Source organism: Phenylobacterium conjunctum (assembly GCF_042679085.1).
Taxonomy (GTDB): domain Bacteria; phylum Pseudomonadota; class Alphaproteobacteria; order Caulobacterales; family Caulobacteraceae; genus Phenylobacterium; species Phenylobacterium conjunctum.
Window position 1 is genome coordinate 1 of record NZ_JBHTLQ010000028.1, and the last position, 18,264, is coordinate 18,264.

Sequence of the window (18,264 nt, forward strand, 5' to 3'; positions counted from 1 at the left end):
CAGGCGCTCGGCGGCGCGGCGCAGGGCGGCGGCCAGGGTCGGAGCCTTGGCGCGCTCGTCCGCGGTCAGGTAGGCGTTGCGCGAGGACAGGGCCAGGCCGTCGGCGGCGCGGGCCGTGGGGGCGCCCACCACCTCGACGGGGATGTCCAGATCGGCGACCAGGCGCTTGATGACCTGCAGCTGCTGGTAGTCCTTCTCGCCGAATACGGCCACGTCCGGTCCGCATTGCAGCAGGAGCTTGGTGACCACGGTGGCGACGCCAGCGAAGTGGGTCGGCCGGGCCTGGCCGTCCAGGGGTTCGGAGACGCCGGACACGGTGACGGTGGTGGAGAAGCCCTGGGCGTACATCACGTCGACGGTCGGGGCGTAGAGCAGGTCGCAACCCACCTGGGCCAACAGGCTGGCGTCGCGGGCCTCGTCGCGCGGATAGGCGTCGAAGTCCTCGTGCGGGGCGAACTGGGTGGGGTTCACGAACACGCTGGCCACCACGCGGTCGGCCTTGGTGCGCGCCAGATTCACCAGCGACAGGTGGCCGTCGTGCAGGGCGCCCATGGTCGGAACCATGGCCACGCGGTCTCCGGCGGCGCGCCAGGCGGCGACCTGGCGGCGAAGGGCTTCGAGGGTGCGGGCGACGGGCAGGGGAGCGGGGGACATGGCAGCCTCCACAAACTGGGGAGGCGGCTTATGGACTGTCCCGGGGGGCGCGTCCATCCGTCCACAACCTGCGACCTTTGTTGCGTTGACGCCGGGGGCCGCGCAGGCCCAGGTTAACCTTTAGAATCGGCGAAATAGCCGACACTGATGGTGGAGTCCCCTAAAGCCATGCCCCAACCCAAGGTCATCGTCGTCGGCAACGAAAAAGGCGGCGCCGGCAAGTCGACCCTGGCCATTCACCTGGCGACGGCCCTGCTGCACGGCGGCGCCCGGGTCTCGGTGCTTGACCTCGACCTGCGCCAGCAATCCATGGCCCACTTCTTCGCCAACCGCCGCGCCTGGCTGGACGCCAACAGCGCGTCTGCGCCCATGCCGGTGGAGCACATTTCCAGCGCCGAGTTGGCCCGCGCCAGCGAGGACGAGGCGCTCGGCCGGTTCGAGCAGGCCTTCGGCGAGGCGGAAGCCTCTGACTTCGTGCTCATCGACACTCCCGGTGGCGACACCGCCGTCAGCCGCGCGGCCCATGGCCTGGCCGACCTGATCGTCACGCCCATGAACGACAGCTTTGTCGACTTCGACATGCTGGGCGTGGTGGACCCGGTGACCCTGGAGCTGAAGCGGCCCAGCCTCTATTCCGAGACGGTGTGGAACAGCCGCAAGATCCGCGCGGCCAATTCCGGCCGCTCCATCGATTGGGTTGTGCTGCGCAATCGTCTGGCCCCCACCGAGGCCCGCAACCGCAAGCGCGTCGACGAGCGGGTCCAGGCCCTGTCGCGCCGGGTCGGGTTCCGGGTCGGCCCAGGCCTGCGCGACCGCGTCATCTATCGCGAGCTGTTCCCGTTCGGCCTGACCATCGCGGACCTGTCGCCGACCATCAAGCCGGTGGCCATGTCCCTGCAGCACGTGGCCGCGCGCCAGGAACTCCGGGCTCTGGTCGGCTCCCTTGGCCTGTCGGGCGCGGCCGGCGACGAGCTCCTGGCCGCCCAATAGTGCTCTATCTGGCGCTCGGCTGCGCCGCCCTGGCCGCCCTGTTCTGGCTGGGCGGTCGCATTCCCGGTCTCGGGCGGCGTCAGTGGCGAATCCTGACCGCCGCCCTGGCGGTCACCGCCTTTGCAGGCGGCGCCTATGTCGGCGTGCGCGGGGAGTGGGGCAGGGCGATCGTCCTGCTCGTCATTGGGCTGTGGCTGGCCAGCACGGTCCGCACCGCTCGGCCCACAGCCGCTGCGGCGCCTAAGCCGAGCCTCAGTCTTGGCGACGCCGAAGCGCGTTCGATCCTCGGGGTCGGCCCTCAGGCGACGACGGCCGAGATCCAGGCCGCCTATGCGCGACTGATGCGAGTGGCCCACCCGGACGCGGGCGGCACCGACGGCTTGGCCGCCCAGCTCAACGCCGCCCGGGATCGGCTGCTGAAGCGCTGAGTCGCCTGCCTCGAAACGCAATGCGTGATGGCTGCAGAAGCCAGAGCCTACTATCGACCGCTACGCCTTAGCGGCCGTCCTCAATTGATCGTCCCCCGGGCAGCGTGAAGCGTCCTTCTCCCCTTGTGGGAGAAGGTGGCCCTGCGGAGCAGGGTCGGATGAGGGGTCTCTCAAACCTCTAACGGATGGCGCTATAAGGCACTTCGGAAGGGGCGGCGCGACCCCTCATCCGTCAGCTTCGCTGACACCTTCTCCCGCAAGGGGAGAAGGGAGCGGATAGAGCCGAGACCACCCAGCACATTTGAGGTCCGCCTCAGCCCGGCGAGATCACCATGCAGGACAGCTTCTTGGCCTTCATGGCCTTGCAGGCGCTGCGGGCGTCGTCCTCGTCGAAGCCGCGATACTGGGCCTTGTAGGTGCCGTCGTCCTCGGTGACGCGGCCGTCCGCCTTGGCGAAGGCCTTGAACCGCTGCTCGACAAAGGTCAGCTGTTTCTTGGCCAGGGCCTTGGACTTGAAGGCGCCGACCTGCACCGCCCAACGCCCGGCGGGCTTGCGCGTGGTCTTCGCAGCCTCCTGGGCGCCGCGCAGGGCGGTGGTCCGGGGCTCAACGATCTGGAAGGTCGAGGTGTTGGCGGGCGGCGGCGTGGCCGAGGCGAGAACGATCTTCAGGCCATCCTGCTCGCCATCGCCCTGTTCGGAGGAGGGACGGGTGATCGGGCCCGTGGGCTCCGGCTCGAACAGGTTCTGGGCGACGGTGATGCGTTCGCCGCGATCCCGGCGCGACATGACGTCAAAGCCGGTGAGCAGCAGGTCTTCGGCGTTGAGATCGCGGGCCGCGGTGGACGGGCCGCCCATCACGACGGCGATCAGGCGACGATTGTCGCGCACGGCCGAGACCGCGAGATTGTAGCCCGAGGCGTTGGTGTAGCCGGTCTTCAGGCCATCCACCCCCGGCATGCGCACCAACAGGCCGTTGTGGTTGCGCATGGTCACACCCCGGAAGGTGAACTGGGTCTGGCTGAACAGCTTGTAGTACTGCGGGTGGTCCCGCATCACGGCGCGGGACAGGATGGCGATGTCGCGGGCGGTGGAGATCTGGCGGCTGTCAGGCAGGCCGGACGCATTCACGAACCGCGTGTTGGCCATGCCCAGTTCCTGGGCGCGCAGGGTCATCATGGCGGCGAAGCGGCTCTCGCTGCCGCCGATCCGCTCGGCCAGGGCGACGGCGATATCATTGGCCGACTTGATCGCCAGGGCCTGCATGGCGTCTTCCACCGTCAGGGTCTCGCCGGGCGCGAGGCCGAGCTTGGTCGGGGCCTGGGCGGCGGCGCGGGGCGAGATGACCACAGTATCGTCCAGCTTCAGGCGCCCGCTGCTAAGCGCGTCGAACGTCAGGTACAGGGTCATGATCTTGGTGATCGAGGCCGGATAGCGCGGGCTGTCGGCGCGCTTGGCGTAGAGCACCTCGCCGGACTTCGCGTCGACGACGATGGCGGCGTACTTCGGCTGGGCCGTCGGCTGCTGCAGGAAGGGGATCTGGGCCAGGGCGGAAACCGGCGCAGCCGCCAGCGCAAGGCTCACGGCGACCCCGAAGGACGCAAACATCTGGCGGGCGCGCTCGAGCATCGGCTTCGTCCGTCTCGTCAATGAATATGGGCGGCGCCCCCCGCCGCCGAACCAAGGAACCCTAACATGGCAGGTTCCGCCTTGCGCGATGGTAAACACCTGTTGAGCGAGCTCAATGGCCGCAGGCGCCGGGTTCCCCGGAGAGGCGATTGTGCGGTGCAACAAAATCCCTTGACTGCTGCACTGCAACATGAGAATTAGGCTGCGAGTTCAACGTAGTTCCCTGATTCCGCGGTTTCGCACCGCGACACCCCGCACCAGGAGCAGTCACATGGCCGCCGCCGAAACCGTCAAGTCGACCGTCGAACAGTTCACCACCGCCGGCAACAAGGCGTTCAAGGACGCCATCGAAAAGTCGCTGGCCCAACTGAACGAAGCCAACGTCCATTCCAAGAAGAACCTCGAAGCCGTGATCGCTTCGGTTTCGGCCGCCACCAAGGGCGCTGAAGCCCTGGGCGCCCAGGCCATGGCCTACTCCAAGAAGGCCATCGAGGACCAAGTCGCCGCCGCCAAGTCGCTGGGCTCCGCCAAGAGCGTCCAGGAAGTGGTTGAGCTGCAGACCACCTTCGCCAAGACCGCCCTCGAAGCCTACATGGCCGAAGTCGGCAAGATGAGCGAGACCGTCGCCGCCTCGATGAAGGACTCGGTGAAGCCGCTGAACGAGCGCGTCACCGCCCTGGTCGAGCGCATGCAGGCCGCGCGCTAACCCTCTCTCCCTGGAACGCCGCGCAAGCTGGCGTTCAACTTCTCAAGGCTCGGACCGGCGACGGTCCGGGCCTTTTCTCTTTGCACCTGGAGCGCTAGACCTGGGCGCATGTCCAAGGTCGAAGAACGCCTCACCGCCGCCGGGATCACGCTGCCTCAGCCCGTGGCCCCCGTCGCCAATTACGTGCCCTTCGTGCGGGCCGGAAACCTCGTCCACATCTCTGGCCAGGTGTCGATCGACGCCAACGGCGGGGTGCGGGGGATCGTCGGCGAGGATGTCGACGCCGAGACCGCCAAGAAAGCCGCCGCCATGTGCGGGGTGAACCTGATCGCCCAGATGCGGGCCGCCTGCGACGGCGACCTGGATCGGGTGGTGCGGGTGGTCAAGCTGGGCGGCTTCGTCCAGGCCGGCCCGTCCTTCTTTGAAATTCCGCAGGTGGTGAACGGCTGTTCCGACCTGATGGTCCTGGCTTTCGGCGACGCGGGCAAGCACGCCCGCTCGGCGGTTGGGGTCTATCGCCTGCCCATGAACTTCGCCGTCGAGGTCGACGCTGTGGTGGAAGTCCGGTGAGCAAGACGGGGCACGAACGCTTCGGCGAGGCCTGGGACTTCCTGTTCCACCCGCCCATCGCCCACCGCGGCCTGTGGTCGCCGGACGGCGCGCCGGAAAACTCGCTGGGCGCCTTCCAGGCCGCCTGCCAGGCCGGCTATGGCATCGAGCTGGACGTGCAGCTGTCCGCCGATGGCGAGGCCATGGTCTTCCATGACTCGTCGCTGAAGCGGATGACTGGCCGCGAGGGCAAGCTGAAGGACTACACCGCCGCCGACCTGGGCGAGATTCGCCTGAACGGCACGGACGAGCGGATCCCGACGCTGATGGAGACCCTGGCCCTGATCGGCCACCGGGCCATGGTCCATGTGGAGCTGAAGACCCCGTTCGGCGAAGTGGGCGCCCTGGAGCAGCGTGTCCATGAGATCCTGATCGACCACGCTGGTCCGACCTGCGTGATCGGCTTCAACCCCTATTCGCACGCCTGGTTCGCCGATCGGTTCCCTGGCGTTCTGCGGGGCCTGGACAGCTGGTCCTGGCTGGACAAGGACACCCCCTTCCTGTCGCCGGAGCAGCGCAAGGCGTTCCGCAAGCTCGAACAGGTCTCCATCGCCAAGCCGCACTTCCTGGCCATGAGCCTGGAGACGGCGCTCAGCCCCGAGGCCCAGGCCTATCGCGAGAAGGGCATGCCCCTGGTCGCCTGGACCGTGCGCAAGCCCGAGCAGTGGGAGCCGCTGAAGGACCATTGCGACAACCTGATCTTCGAGGGCTTCAAGGCGTGACGCTGACGTCGGCGGTCCAGGTCAGCCGCCGGATCGCCGAGATCGGGCGCGAGGGCTGGGACGCCTGCGCGTCCAATCCAGCCTATGCGGCCAACCCGTTCACGAGCTTCGACTTCCTGGACATCGCCGAGGCCTCGGGCTGTGCGGTGGAGCGCCAGGGCTGGGGGCCGCAGCACCTGTCCATCGAGGACGAGGCGGGCCGGGTGGCGGCGGTCATGCCGCTGTACCTGAAGTCCCACAGCCAGGGCGAATACATCTTCGATCACGCCTGGGCCGACGCCTATGAGCGGGTCGGCGGCGCCTATTACCCCAAGCTCCTGTCCGCGGCGCCCTTCACGCCGGCGACGGGTCCGCGGCTGCTGGTGCGGCCGGACGTCGACGCCGATGAGGCCCGGCGGATCCTGCTGGGCGGGGCCGTGGCCCTGACGGAGCGCTATGAGGCCTCATCCCTGCACATCAACTTCCCGCTGCCGGACGAATGGGACTGGCTGGGCGGGCAGGGCTTGGCCCAGCGCCAGGGCCAGCAGTATCACTGGCTGAACGCCGGCTATGCGAGCTTCGAGGACTTCCTCGGCGCCCTGTCGTCAGGTCGCCGCAAGACCATCCGGCGGGAGCGTCGCGATGCGCAAGCTGAGGTCGAGATCGTCTGCCTGACCGGCGCGGACATTACCGAGGATCACTGGGACGCCTTCTTTGCGTTCTACATGGACACCGGCTCGCGCAAGTGGGGGCGGCCCTATCTGAACCGGCTGTTCTTCTCGCTGCTAGGCGAGCGGATGGCGGATCGGGTGCTGTTGGTGATGGCGCGGCGTCATGGGCGCTGGATCGCCGGGGCCCTGAACCTGATCGGCGACGACTGCCTCTATGGCCGCAACTGGGGCTGTATCGAAGACATCCCCTTTCTGCATTTCGAGCTCTGCTACTACCAGGCCATCGAGTGGGCCATCGGCCGGGGCCTGGCGCGGGTCGAGGCCGGGGCGCAGGGGCAGCACAAGATCGCCCGGGGCTATCTGCCGGCGCCGGTGCGGTCGGCCCACTTCATCGTTGATCCGCGGCTGAACGCGGCTGTGGCCGACTTCTGCAGGCGCGAACGCGAAGCGGTCCAGGGCGAGATGGAGTGGCTCTCGGACGAGTACTCGCCCTTCCGAGAAGGCGACGGGCCGACAGGGGACTGACCCCGCCGGCCCGCGCGCGGGTCAGTACTTCAGGCTGAAGGACATGCCGTAATAGCGCGGCTCGCCCGCGATGAAGGTGGCGATGCCGAAGGCGTCGCCGGTGTTGCCGGCATCCTTGATGTACTTCTCATTCAGGGCGTTGGTGACGAAGGCCTCCACCGCCCAGGGGCCGTTGGCCGGGGTGTAGCCGACCTTGAAGTTCAGCAGGCCATAGGCGCCCTGGACCTCGTCCTGGATCTTGTCCGCGCTCTGAAACTTCGGCAGGTCGTTGTTGCTGTCGAAGAACACCTTGGACTGCCAGGTGTAGGTGGGTGTGAAGGCCAGGGTCCCGCCCAGCACGTCGAAGCTCGCCTTCAGGCCGAAGGAGACCGAGTCGTCGGGGCTCAGGCGGAAGCTGTTGCCCTTGAACAGGCCATTGCCGAAGCGGGCGTGGTTGTGGCCGTAGGTGGCGAAGACTTCCAGGTTCTGGGTGGGCCGAGCCGTGGCCTGACCCTCAAAGCCGGTGGCTGAGGCCTCGCCAGCGTTGGCCGAGACGATCTGGCCGGCCGAGTTCAGGACCGAGGTCTGAAAGTTCTCGTAGCTGTAGTGATAGACCGAGCCTTCCAGGCTCAGCCGGCGCTCGAACAGGTCGCTCTTGGCGCCGATCTCGAACGAATCGACCTTCTCGGCCGGCAGTTCGGTGAACCGCACCGCGCCGCCCGGCGTGGTCGGCGCGCCCACCGCCAGCACCTTCGGGCGCCGGCCACGGGCGTAGGAGGCGTAGAGGCTGGTCTGGTCGTTCAGCATGTAGCGGCCGACCAGGCGATAGGTGAGGCCGGAGTCGGTGATCCCCTTGGACTGGATCGCCCCGTTGGCGGTGGGCTGCAGGAACAGGCCGCGGGCCAGGGTGACGGTGGAGCCCGCCAGGACCGAGCCGCCGTTGACCAGGTAGGCCTGATAGCCGCTGGTCTTGTCGTCATAGGTGTAGCGGACGCCAGCGGTCAGCTCGAGCTTGTCGGTGACCTTGTAGGTGGCGTCGGCGAAGGCGTCATAGGACTTGGTCTCGCCGTAGTTGGCGTAGGTCTCGCGGTGCACGGACTTGAGCGCGGCGGGGGCCACGGCGGTCACCACCGGCAGGGACAGGCCCGCGGGCTTCGGGAGGAGGCCGCCGGCGACGAGGGCGTAGATCTTCTCGTTGAACTGCAGCGGAACGCGCTGGTAGCCGTCCTCCCAGAAGTAGCTGACGCCGCCGAAGGCGGTGAGCTTGCCGCCGGCGTCGTAGTTCAGGCGGACTTCCTGGCTGGCCTGGCGGCCGTGGGCGTCCTCGGCGAACACCATCAGGGGCAGGGAGAAGCCGTCCGGGTCGAACACTTCCAGGCTGTCGAAGCGGCGATAGGCGCTGATCGAGGACAGGCTGAGGCTGTCGCTGATCTTGTAGTCGACCAGGGCGGTCAGGCCGCGGACCGAACGGTTGAGCCCCAGCGGCTTGCCGCCTTCGAAGCCGTCCGAGGCCGAGAGCGCTGCGCCGGAGTTGCGGCCCAGGTCGCCGATTACCTTGCCGGTGGTCGGATCGGTGGGCAGGTAGGTGAGGGACTTGAACGAGGTGCCGCTCGGGCGGTCCTTCTCGTAGTTGAAGATCAGGTCGGCCTTCAGCGCGTCGGTCGGCTGCCAGCGCAGGGCGATGCGGCCCGCCGCGGTGTCGGTGGAGTTGAAGTCCTCGCCGCCCAGCAGGTTGTCGACGAAGCCGTCGCGCTTCTTCAGGCGACCGGAGACCCGCACCGCAAAAGTGTCGGAGACCGGCATGTTCAGCATGGTCTCGAACATGGCGTAGCCATAGTTGCCGACCTCGACCTTGGACTTGGCGTCCCAGCCGGCGGGATTGGCCTTGGCCTGGACCAGGTTCACGGCCCCGATCAGCGCGCCCCGCCCATAGAGGGTGGACTGCGGGCCCTTGGCGATCTCGACCCGCTGCAGGTCGAAGAGCTCGATGTAGGAGCCGCGCGACTTGGAGATCGAGACGCCGTCCTGGAACACCGAGACGCGGGGTTCGTTGGTGGCCTCGCCGGAGTCCGAGGTGATGCCGCGCATCACGAAGCCCGGATTGTTCGGCGACTGGTTCTGGACCTCGAAGCCCGGGACGTAGAGCGACAGCTCCTCGAATTCCTGGATGCCCAGCTTGTCGAGGCTGTCAGAGCCGTAGGCGGTGATGGCGATCGGCACTTCGAGCGTCTTCTGCTCGCGCTTCTGGGCGGTGACGATCAGCTCCTCGACCTGGGTGGCGGCGTCGGGCGCATCGGCGTGGGCGGCGGCGGCGCACAGGGCGGCGGCAGTGGCGCTGGCGAGCAGCAGCAGTTTGCGGTTGGTCATCGGGGTCCCCTTGGGCTCAGAATGGGTGTGCCTAGGGAGGTCTGATGACGGGTCTGCGACAGAAGCTTGAGCTTTAGATGAAAGCCCTAAGTCCTTCTAAAATTGAACAATATGTCAAAACTGACCGAGGATTTTCGACGCTGACGCCAATCGTGGCCAGGCTCAGGATCTCGCCCAGGCCTGGGCGAGCAGGGCCTTGATCCTGTCCGTGACCTCTGCGGCGGAGGCCAGCACCAGGCGTGCGGTCAACCGCTCCGACCAGCCGTCCTTGGCGACGGGGGCTAGCTCCGGCGCGGTGTCGGCGGGCAAGGCCAGGCCCAGGGCCGCGCCCCCCTTGATCGGCCGTAGGGCGGCGAACTGGGTCTTGCGGGAAAAGGCCGTGTAGCCGGTGCGCTGACCCACCACCAAGCCGTCCAGACCGCCTACCGCCTGCTCGATCGCCGCCAGGATTTCGGCCTGGCCGGGATCGCGCCACAGCTTGGCGCGCAGGTCGTCGGGCGCCGACCAACGGTCCTGGTCCGGGAAGGCGACCGAGAAGACATAGGTCGCCCGGTTCAGCCCCAGGCCGTGATGGGTCTTCATCCAGGTGGTGCGCGCCTTGGGCTTGCTCTCGGGGCAGGCGCGGGCGATGGCGACCCAGTCCTCCAGGCTCCTGCCGGTCTCGCGCTCCAGGCCGGCCCGAACGGACGCGAACCACTTTTCCTGGCGTTCGGTCAGGCCGGACGGGGCGTTGCTTCCCATGGGCGGACCCTCTTGTGCTAGGAGGCTGGGGACGGAAACGGGAGTGCGTCATGAGCTTGGACGGGACCTACGACGACGGCAACATCTTCGCGAAGATCCTGCGCGGCGAGGCCCCCGCGGCCCGGGTGTTCGAGGACGAACACTGCTTCGCCTTCATGGATGTGTTCCCGCAGAGCAAGGGCCACACCCTGGTGATCCCCAAGCACTCCCAGGCTCGGAACCTTCTGGAGGAAGACCCGGCGGTGCTCGCGCCCTTGATCCTGGGCGTTCAGCGGGTGGCCAAGGCGGTTCGCGCGGCCCTGAAGCCCGACGGCCTGGTGATCACCCAGTTCAACGGCGCCCCGGCGGGCCAGACCGTCTATCACCTGCATTTCCACATCATCCCGCGCTGGGACGGGGTGGCGCTGGGCCGGCATGGCGCGGGCGGCATGGCCGATCCGGCGGAACTGAAGGCCCTGGCCGAACAGATCTCGGCGATGATCTCCTAGATGTCGGCCCAGGTGCAGGAGCTCTTGGACCGGGAGGCGATCCGCGATTGCCTCTATCGCTATTGCCGCGGCATCGACCGGGCCGAGGAGGCGGCGCTTCGCTCGGCTTACTGGCCGGACGGCACGGATGACCACGGTCCCTACAAGGGTAGCGCCTCAGGCTTTGTCGACTGGGCGATGCAGACCCTGCCGACCATCGAACAGAGCGTGCACCAGATCCACAATGTGCTGATCACGTTCCGCGAGGGCGGCGCGGCGGTGGAGTCCTACTTCACCGCCCTCCAGCGTCAGCCGGGACGGGGCGGGGCGGTGGTGAACCTGCAGATGGAAGGCCGCTACCTGGACTGGTTCGAGAAGCGTGGCGACGAGTGGCGCATTCTCAACCGCACCGTGGTCTTCGACTGGATCCAGGAGCAGTCCGGCCCAGCGCCGGGCAAGTCCGCCGGGCGTGGCCCGGTCAGCGGCCGCTGGCCCGATGACCCGGTCTACGAACTGGTCGGCCAGACGCCTCCGCTGGTCTAGTCAGCCCGCGGCGCTGCGCGGCGGGTGGTGGGCGTTGAGCGCGGCCTCCAGCAGGGCCGCATGCTCAATGGGCTTTGCGATATGCCCGTCCATGCCGGCGTCGTCACAGCGGGCGAGATCCTCCGGCATGGCCGCCGCGGTCATGGCGATGATCGGGGTCTTGGCGGAGGCGCCTTGCAGGCGGCGAATGGCCCGCGCGGCCGCCAGACCGTCCATCACCGGCATGTGCAGGTCCATGAAGACGGCGTCATAGGTCTGGGCCTGCACCGCCTCCACCGCCTCGGCGCCGTTGCAGGCGGTGTCGACGGAGAAGCCCGCGGCATCCAGCATCAGCATGGCGACCTGGCGATTGACCGGGTGATCGTCGACCACCAGCACCCGCGGCGGCTGCTCCGGTTCTGGCCGGGGTGCGGCGCTCGGCTCGGCCGCTGCGGGCGGCTCGGCGAAGGGGAGGGGCAGGTCGACCCAGAAGCGGGACCCGCGGCCTTCCTGGCTCTCCGCGCCCACCGTCCCGCCCATAAGCAAGGCCAGGGACTGGATGATGGTCAGGCCCAGCCCGGCGCCGGTGAAGTTGCGCCGGTCGCCGGAGTCCGCCTGGAAGAAGGGGGTGAACAGGCTGTCGAGCTTGTCCGGGGGCACGCCGATCCCCGTGTCTTCCACCATCAGGCGCACGAGTGATCCATCGTCCAGGGGCTGCGCCGAGACCGTAATGGTTCCACGGTCGGTGAACTTGATGGCGTTGCTGAGCAGGTTCAGCAGGATCTGGCTGAGCCGGCGCTGGTCCCCGCGCCGCCACTGGCCGCGCACCGCATCGACCTCGAGCACCAGACGGACGGGCCGGCCCTCCAGCCCTGGCCGAACGGCCTCTACGGTTTCGCGGACCGCCTGGGGCAGATCGAAGGGTTCAATGGACAGCTCGAGCCGCCCGGACTCGGCGCGGGAATAGTCCAGCACGTCATTGATCAAGGCCAGCAAGACCTGGCTGGAGGTCTGCATCACGGCCACCTGCTGGCGCGCATCGGCGGGCAGGTCCTTCCGCGCGGAAAGCAGTTGGGTGTAGCCGATGATCCCGTTCAGCGGCGTGCGCATCTCATGGCTCATCACCGCCAGGAAGCGCCCCTTGGCGCCGGCGGCCTGTACGGCGTCGCGCCGGGCCCGGTGCGCCGCGGACAGGGCCCGGCGTAGGCCGGCCTGGGCGCGCGCCCTCTGGGCCAAGACGCTCGCCAGGATCAGGGCCGAGAGCAGCACCGTCGCCAGATAGGCCTGGAGTGCGAGAACCTTGCTGTTGGTGTCGATCTGGGCGGCGGCGATGGGGCCATAGCCTCGCACGGTCAGCCCCGTGGCGATCACCGCGATGACCAGGACACCGAGTGTCGCAAATGGTGGACTGATGCGGATCACCACCAGCAGGCCGATGGGATACATCGCCCAAAGGGGCGAGACGGGAAGCCAGAACAGGACCGCCGTCACCACGCTGAGCAGGGCCAGCAGCAGGATGCGTTCGGTTGTACCGGCCGGGGTCGCCATGTCGAACCGGCGGAACCGGGCGAGGAGGAGGGCGGTCGGCGCGCCCGTAATCATGCCCAGGAAGTCGCCGATCACCCAGGCGCCCCAGAGCTTCTGGAATTCGCTTTCGAACGCCAGGATCGAGCCCGCCGTGCCCATGATCAGGCTGGCGGGCAGGGCGGCGAAGAGCACGAAGTTGCGCACCCTCGGCACGGAGGTCATGTCGAGCGCCGCGCCGCAGAACCGCCGGGTAAGCACCGCGGCCAACAGAGCCTCGGCCACGTCGAGGCCGGAGATCAGGATCGCGCGGGAGACGGTGCTGCCGCTCAGATAGGCGCAGAGCAGGTCCAGCATGCCGCACATGCCGGCGACGATGATCGCTGGGCGTGGGCTGAGCAGCAGGAGGGCGGCGGCGAGGATGCCGTTGCAGGGCCAGAGCACGGCCAGCCCGCCTGTGGAGGTGGTCCAGGAGTAGGCGAGGATGGCGGCTGCGGCATAGGCGGCCAGAAACGCGACGGGAAGAACGTCCGATCGGGGCGTCTGGGCCGGTCTGAACAGCCTGAGCGTCGGCGCGTCCACGGGTACCTCTCGCCGGGTGGCGAGTCGCGCCTGACCCAAGCCCCGTCACTTCACCACGGCCAAGCTCGCAGGTGTAGCCGCCATTTGGCGCGCCCATGCAAAAGAGCCCCGGACAGGGTCCGGGGCTCTTGCGCAGGTCTGTGGTCCGATCAGTCGGCCAGTTCGGGCGCTGCGGCGTCGGCCCCCGGGTTCTCGATGGTCGGCGCGCCAGGCTCGCGGCCCTCGCCCTCGATTTCGAAAGAGAGCTTGCCGTCCTTGAGGATGACCTTGACGTGGCCGCCCTTGACCAGTCGGCCAAAGAGGATTTCGTCGGCCAAAGGCTTCTTGATGCTCTCCTGGATGACCCGGGCCAGGGGCCGGGCGCCATAGAGTTCGTCGAAGCCGTTCTTGGCCAGCCAGTCGGCGGCGTCGTCGGAGGTCTCGATGGTGACGTGACGGTCCGCCAGCTGGGCTTCCAGCTGCATGACGAACTTCTGCACCACCTGACGGATGATGTCCTGGGTCAGCGCCCGGAACTGGACGATGGCGTCCAGGCGGTTGCGGAACTCAGGCGTGAACAGCCGCTTCAGGGCCTCTTCGACTTCCTGGTCCTGCTTGCCGCGGCCGAAGCCGATAGCGTTGCGTTGGGCGTCGGAGGCGCCCGCGTTCGTGGTCATGATCAGCACCACGTTGCGGAAGTCGACCTTCTTGCCGTTGGAGTCGGTCAGGACGCCGTGGTCCATGACCTGCAGCAGGATGTTGAAGACGTCGGGGTGGGCTTTTTCGATTTCGTCCAGCAGCACCACGCAGTGCGGATGCTGGTCGACGGCGTCGGTGAGCAGGCCGCCCTGGTCGAAGCCGACATAGCCGGGAGGCGCGCCGATCAGGCGGCTGACCGTGTGGCGCTCCATGTACTCGCTCATGTCGAAGCGCAGGAGCTCGATACCCATGGTCGAGGCCAGTTGGCGGGCGGTCTCGGTCTTGCCGGTGCCGGTGGGGCCGGAGAACAGGTAGCAGCCGATCGGCTTGTTCGGGTCGCGCAGGCCGGCGCGGGCCATCTTCATGGCCGCGGACAGCTGCTCGATGGCCTCGTCCTGGCCATAGACGGCGCGCTTCAGGTCGTCCTGCAGCTGCTTCAGGGCCTCGGTGTCGGTCTTGGACACCGACTTCGGCGGGATACGGGCGATCTTGGCCACCACGGCCTCGATCTCCTTCACGCCCAGGCTCTTCTTGCGCTTGGATTCCGGCAGCAGCATCTGGCTGGCCCCGGCCTCGTCGATGATGTCGATGGCCTTGTCGGGCAGCTTGCGGTCGGTGATGTACTTGGCCGACAGCTCCACCGCCGCCTTGAGGGCGTCGTTGGTGTAGCGCAGCTTGTGGAAGTCCTCGTAGTAGGTCTTCAGGCCCTTGAGGATCTTGATGGTGTCCTCGATCGTCGGCTCGTTGACGTCGATCTTCTGGAACCGGCGGACCAGGGCGCGGTCCTTCTCGAAGTGCTGGCGGAATTCCTTGTAGGTCGTCGAGCCCATGCAGCGCAGCGCGCCCGAGGCCAGGGCCGGCTTCAGCAGGTTCGAGGCGTCCATCGCCCCGCCTGAGGTGGCGCCGGCGCCGATCACCGTGTGGATCTCGTCGATGAACAGGATGGCGTCCGGGTGGTTCTCGAGTTCCTTGACCACCTGCTTCACGCGCTCTTCGAAGTCGCCGCGATAGCGGGTGCCGGCCAGCAGCGCGCCCATGTCGAGCGAGAAGATGGTGGCGCCGGCCAGGACTTCCGGAACCTGCTTGTTGATGATCTTGCGGGCCAGGCCCTCGGCGATAGCCGTCTTGCCGACGCCCGGATCGCCCACCAGCAGCGGGTTGTTCTTGGTGCGGCGGCACAGGATCTGGATTGCGCGCTCGACCTCGGCCATCCGCCCGATCAGCGGGTCGACCTTGCCCTGCTTGGCCTTCTCATTGAGGTTGATGCAGTAGGCGTCCAGCGCCTCGCCGCCGGTCTTCACCGCCGGCTTTTCCTCGTCCTCGGAGCCCTTGACCGGCTTGGCGTCGCCGGCCCCGGCCTTCTTGGCGATGCCGTGGGCGATGTAGTTCACCGCGTCGTAGCGCGTCATGTCCTGCTCTTGCAGGAAGTAGGCGGCGTGGCTCTCGCGTTCGGAGAAGATCGCGACCAGCACATTGGCGCCGGAGACCTCTTCGCGGCCCGAGGACTGCACGTGGATGACCGCGCGCTGGATCACGCGCTGGAAGCTCGGCGTCGGCTTGGCGTCTTCGCCATCATCGACGACCAGCGAGCGCAGCTCGTTGTCCACATAGTTGGTCAGGGTGGTTTTCAGCGCCGCGAGGTCCACGTCGCAGGCCCGCATCACGGCCGCGGCGTCCTCATCGTCGATGAGCGACAGAAGCAGGTGCTCCAGGGTCGCGTACTCATGCTTGCGCTGGTTGGCGAAAGCGACGGCGCGATGGAGCGACTCTTCGAGATGGCGCGAGAATGACGGCAACGGGGCCTAGTCCTTTTCCATGGTGCATTGCAGGGGGTGCTGATGCCGCCTAGCGGTATCAACGACTTGAGCCACCTTTGTTTCCGCCACTTCGTATGTAAACACGCCGCAAACGCCCACGCCGTACTGGTGGACATGCAGCATGATCTTCGTCGCTTCTTCGCGCGACTTATGGAAATACTGTTCCAGAACGTAGACCACGAACTCCATGGGAGTGTAGTCGTCGTTCAGAAGCAGTACGCGATAAAGCGAAGGCTTTTGCGTCTTCGGCTTCGTTTGAGTGATCACCGCCGACCGGTCGCCCGTCGCCTGATCACCTTGCTTACGCTCGGCCATCGAACAGGTCTCCTGGCGGACAAGGGGCCGCCGTTCCATGGGATTAGATATGGAAAAGCCCACGGTTTGGAAGGGTCGAAATGGTCGCGAAGCGCGAGAACTCCAACGAGGCTGAGTTTTGCACAGGCTCACAACGTCAGAAGTGGGGGCCTGAGACCCAGGATTCAATCCTGGCCCGAGGTTTTCCCGCGTAGGGCGCGCGCCGAGGTCAGGGCGTCTGCGCCGAATCGAGCCCGGATGGCGTCGGCCACCGTCTCGCCGGCCAGGGCGCGGCGCTCGCCGTCGTCGAAAAAGTCGGTTTCGACCTGTCCCGGCTCCACCAGTTCGGTGATCCCCACCCCGATCAGACGCCATTTTCGATGCGGCGGGCCGGCCTTCAGCTCCTGGATCAGCAGGTCGCGGCCGACGCCCAGGATGGTCTTGGCGGTCTGGGTGGGCAGGGGCAGGGCGCGTCTGCGGGTGATGATCCGGAAGTCCGCCGCCCGCAGCTTCAGGGTGACGACCCGGCCGGCCAGGTTTCCGGATCGCGACTGGCGCGCCACCTTGTCCGCCAGGTGGGGCAGGCGGGCTTCGAGCTCCTCGAAGGTGGACAAGTCGTCTTCAAAGGTTGTCTCGGCGCTGATCGACTTGCGGACCTGATCCGGGTTGACCGGGCGGTTGTCGCGGCCATGGGCGAGGGCGTGCAGACGAAGGCCGTTGGAGCCCAGGCGCTGGGCCAGTTGCTTCAGGTCGGCGCGGGCGATGTCGCCGACGGTGCGGTAGTTGGCGGCCTCCAGGGCCGCGATCATGGCCGGACCCACGCCGGGCAGGATGCCCACCGGCTTTCCAGCCAGGAAGCTCTGGGCCTCGGCGGCGCCGATCACCGAAAAGCCGCGCGGCTTGTCCAGGTCCGAGGCGATCTTGGCCAGGAACTTGTTGGGAGCCAGGCCGACGGAGACCGTGATGCCGATCTCAGCCTCGATCCGGGCCTGCAGCCGCGCCAGGGTCTCGGCTGGCGGGTGGCCGTGCAGGCGCTCTGTGCCGGACAGGTCCATCCAGGCCTCGTCCAGGGACAGGGGCTGAACCAGCGGCGTCAGCTCAGCCATCATGGCCATGATCCGGCGGCTCTCGGTCCGGTACTTCTGGAAGTCCGGCTTGAGGATCACGGCCTGCGGACAGGCCTTGATCGCCTTGAACATCGGCATGGCGGAGCGGACGCCTGAGATGCGGGCGATGTAGCAGCAGGTGGTGACGACGCCGCGCTTGCCGCCGCCCACGATTACCGGGACGTCGCGCAGCTCGGGCCGGTCGCGCTTCTCCACCGAGGCGTAGAAGGCGTCGCAGTCCATGTGGGCGATGGACAGGCCTTCGAGCTCGTCATGCGCCACGACGCGGGGCGAGCCGCAGGCCGGACAGCGGCGCTGGAAGTCGCCGCGCTGGAAGCAGTCGCGGCAGAGGGCTTTCAAGCGCCGTCCCCCTGCGCATCGTCCAACGGCCACAGCCAGGCCGCGCCGCGCACCCCCGAGGAATCCCCGTGCGCCGCCGGGCGGATCGGGGTGGTGAAGACGTCGGAGAAGACGCGGGGGGCGATCAGGCCGGGCAGGGCGGCGTAGAGCTCCTGCACATTGGACATGCCGCCGCCCAGGACAATGATATCGGGATCGACAATATCGCAGACCACCGCCAGGCCGCGGGCCAGCCGGTCCTGGTAGCGGGCGAAGGCCGCCGCGGCCGCCGGATCGCCGGCGCGGGCGGCCGCTATGATCGCCTCGCCGGTCAGGCGCTGGCCATGGTCCCGCGCCAGGCCTGATCCCGAGACATAGAGCTCCAGGCAACCCTTGCGTCCGCACCAGCAGGTCGGCGCGGGCGTCTCGTCCGCCTCCGACCAGGGCAGGGGCATATGGCCCCACTCGCCGGCGAACAGGTTGCGGCCCTCAAGCGGGCGGCCGTTGACCGCCAGTCCGGCGCCGCAGCCGGTGCCCAGGATGGCGGCGAACACCACGGCCTCACCGGCGCCCGCGCCGTCCACCGCCTCGGACAGGGCCAGGCAGTTGGCGTCGTTGGCGTAGCGCACAGGCCGGCCGAGCACCCTGGCCAGGTCCTTCGGAAAGGGTCGTCCATTGAGCTGGGTGGAGTTGGCGTTGCGCATCAGGCCGCTGGCCGGGGAGACCGAGCCCGGCCCGCCGACGCCGATCCGTGAGGCTCGGTCCGCGGCCTGGTGCTCGGCCTCGGTGACGGCGGCCAGCACCGCCTCCAGCCCGGCCTCATAGTCCTTGGGCGTCGGAACCCGCACCCGCGCGACGAACCGGCCCTCGGCGTCCAGCGCCGCGGCCTCGATCTTGGTGCCGCCGAAGTCCACCCCGATCCGGATCATGGGGTCAT

Annotated in this window: 17 protein-coding genes; 8 read left to right on the top strand and 9 right to left on the bottom strand. The window is 67.8% G+C overall.

Annotated elements, in window-relative coordinates:
• The coding region (panC, locus tag ACFQ27_RS12780; protein ID WP_377353857.1) for a pantoate--beta-alanine ligase at window positions 1-654 on the bottom strand (654 nt) is incomplete at its 3' end.
• A 168-nt stretch (window positions 655-822) separates the two neighbouring features.
• On the opposite strand from panC, the gene ACFQ27_RS12785 reads away from it, so the two are divergent.
• Both ACFQ27_RS12785 and ACFQ27_RS12790 read left to right on the top strand, forming a co-directional pair.
• Window positions 823-1,644 (top strand): division plane positioning ATPase MipZ, encoded by an 822-nt coding sequence (locus tag ACFQ27_RS12785; RefSeq protein ID WP_374347397.1) that lies wholly within the window; start codon window positions 823-825, stop codon window positions 1,642-1,644.
• On the top strand, window positions 1,644-2,072 hold the full coding sequence (locus tag ACFQ27_RS12790; RefSeq protein WP_374347395.1) for a J domain-containing protein: 429 nt from the start codon (window positions 1,644-1,646) through the stop codon (window positions 2,070-2,072). The genes ACFQ27_RS12785 and ACFQ27_RS12790 overlap by 1 nt, the downstream gene beginning before the upstream one ends.
• 313 nt (window positions 2,073-2,385) lie before the next feature.
• Here the strand turns inward: ACFQ27_RS12790 and ACFQ27_RS12795 are convergent, their stop codons facing one another.
• Window positions 2,386-3,699 (bottom strand): D-alanyl-D-alanine carboxypeptidase, encoded by a 1,314-nt coding sequence (locus ACFQ27_RS12795; RefSeq protein ID WP_374347393.1) that lies wholly within the window; start codon window positions 3,697-3,699, stop codon window positions 2,386-2,388.
• 271 nt (window positions 3,700-3,970) lie between these two features.
• Between ACFQ27_RS12795 and ACFQ27_RS12800 the strand changes: the two genes are divergently transcribed.
• The 4 genes from ACFQ27_RS12800 (at window position 3,971) to ACFQ27_RS12815 (ending at window position 6,911) form a co-directional block, all read left to right on the top strand.
• Entirely contained in the window at window positions 3,971-4,405 is a 435-nt protein-coding gene (locus tag ACFQ27_RS12800; RefSeq protein ID WP_374347391.1) for a phasin family protein, read from the top strand.
• Window positions 4,406-4,513: 108 nt separating this feature from the next.
• Window positions 4,514-4,975 (top strand): RidA family protein, encoded by a 462-nt coding sequence (locus tag ACFQ27_RS12805; RefSeq protein WP_374347389.1) that lies wholly within the window; start codon window positions 4,514-4,516, stop codon window positions 4,973-4,975.
• Window positions 4,972-5,736 (top strand): glycerophosphodiester phosphodiesterase, encoded by a 765-nt coding sequence (locus ACFQ27_RS12810; RefSeq protein WP_377353858.1) that lies wholly within the window; start codon window positions 4,972-4,974, stop codon window positions 5,734-5,736. Before ACFQ27_RS12805 ends, ACFQ27_RS12810 begins: the two co-directional genes overlap by 4 nt.
• Entirely contained in the window at window positions 5,733-6,911 is a 1,179-nt protein-coding gene (locus ACFQ27_RS12815) for a GNAT family N-acetyltransferase (RefSeq protein ID WP_377353859.1), read from the top strand. Before ACFQ27_RS12810 ends, ACFQ27_RS12815 begins: the two co-directional genes overlap by 4 nt.
• A gap of 21 nt (window positions 6,912-6,932) precedes the next feature.
• Here the strand turns inward: ACFQ27_RS12815 and ACFQ27_RS12820 are convergent, their stop codons facing one another.
• Together ACFQ27_RS12820 and ACFQ27_RS12825 are read right to left on the bottom strand one after the other, a co-directional pair.
• The gene (locus ACFQ27_RS12820; protein WP_377353860.1) at window positions 6,933-9,257 is read right to left on the bottom strand and encodes a TonB-dependent receptor; all 2,325 of its coding nucleotides are present in this window, start codon (window positions 9,255-9,257) and stop codon (window positions 6,933-6,935) included.
• Between the two features lie 162 nt (window positions 9,258-9,419).
• Window positions 9,420-9,998, bottom strand: coding sequence for a DUF4287 domain-containing protein (locus tag ACFQ27_RS12825; RefSeq protein WP_377353861.1), 579 nt, complete (start codon window positions 9,996-9,998; stop codon window positions 9,420-9,422).
• Window positions 9,999-10,048: 50 nt separating this feature from the next.
• Between ACFQ27_RS12825 and ACFQ27_RS12830 the strand changes: the two genes are divergently transcribed.
• Together ACFQ27_RS12830 and ACFQ27_RS12835 are read left to right on the top strand one after the other, a co-directional pair.
• Window positions 10,049-10,486 carry an HIT family protein gene (locus ACFQ27_RS12830; protein WP_374347380.1) on the top strand — a complete coding sequence of 146 codons (438 nt, stop codon included), beginning with the start codon at window positions 10,049-10,051 and terminating at the stop codon, window positions 10,484-10,486.
• Window positions 10,487-11,008: a nuclear transport factor 2 family protein gene (locus ACFQ27_RS12835; RefSeq protein WP_377353862.1), complete on the top strand. Its 522-nt coding sequence runs from the start codon at window positions 10,487-10,489 to the stop codon at window positions 11,006-11,008.
• Here ACFQ27_RS12835 and ACFQ27_RS12840 read toward each other — a convergent pair whose 3' ends face one another.
• The 5 genes from ACFQ27_RS12840 to ACFQ27_RS12860 form a co-directional block, all read right to left on the bottom strand.
• Complete coding sequence (locus ACFQ27_RS12840; protein ID WP_377353863.1) at window positions 11,009-13,093, bottom strand: ATP-binding protein; 2,085 nt, start codon at window positions 13,091-13,093, stop codon at window positions 11,009-11,011.
• Between the two features lie 149 nt (window positions 13,094-13,242).
• The gene (clpA, locus tag ACFQ27_RS12845) at window positions 13,243-15,567 is read right to left on the bottom strand and encodes an ATP-dependent Clp protease ATP-binding subunit ClpA (protein WP_374347374.1); all 2,325 of its coding nucleotides are present in this window, start codon (window positions 15,565-15,567) and stop codon (window positions 13,243-13,245) included.
• 6 nt (window positions 15,568-15,573) lie between these two features.
• Window positions 15,574-15,903 carry an ATP-dependent Clp protease adapter ClpS gene (gene clpS / locus ACFQ27_RS12850; RefSeq protein WP_374347373.1) on the bottom strand — a complete coding sequence of 110 codons (330 nt, stop codon included), beginning with the start codon at window positions 15,901-15,903 and terminating at the stop codon, window positions 15,574-15,576.
• Between the two features lie 164 nt (window positions 15,904-16,067).
• Window positions 16,068-17,348 carry a DNA polymerase IV gene (locus ACFQ27_RS12855; protein WP_377353864.1) on the bottom strand — a complete coding sequence of 427 codons (1,281 nt, stop codon included), beginning with the start codon at window positions 17,346-17,348 and terminating at the stop codon, window positions 16,068-16,070.
• On the bottom strand, window positions 17,345-18,256 hold the full coding sequence (locus ACFQ27_RS12860; RefSeq protein WP_377353865.1) for an ROK family protein: 912 nt from the start codon (window positions 18,254-18,256) through the stop codon (window positions 17,345-17,347). Before ACFQ27_RS12860 ends, ACFQ27_RS12855 begins: the two co-directional genes overlap by 4 nt.
• Between the last annotated feature and the right edge of the window lie 8 nt (window positions 18,257-18,264).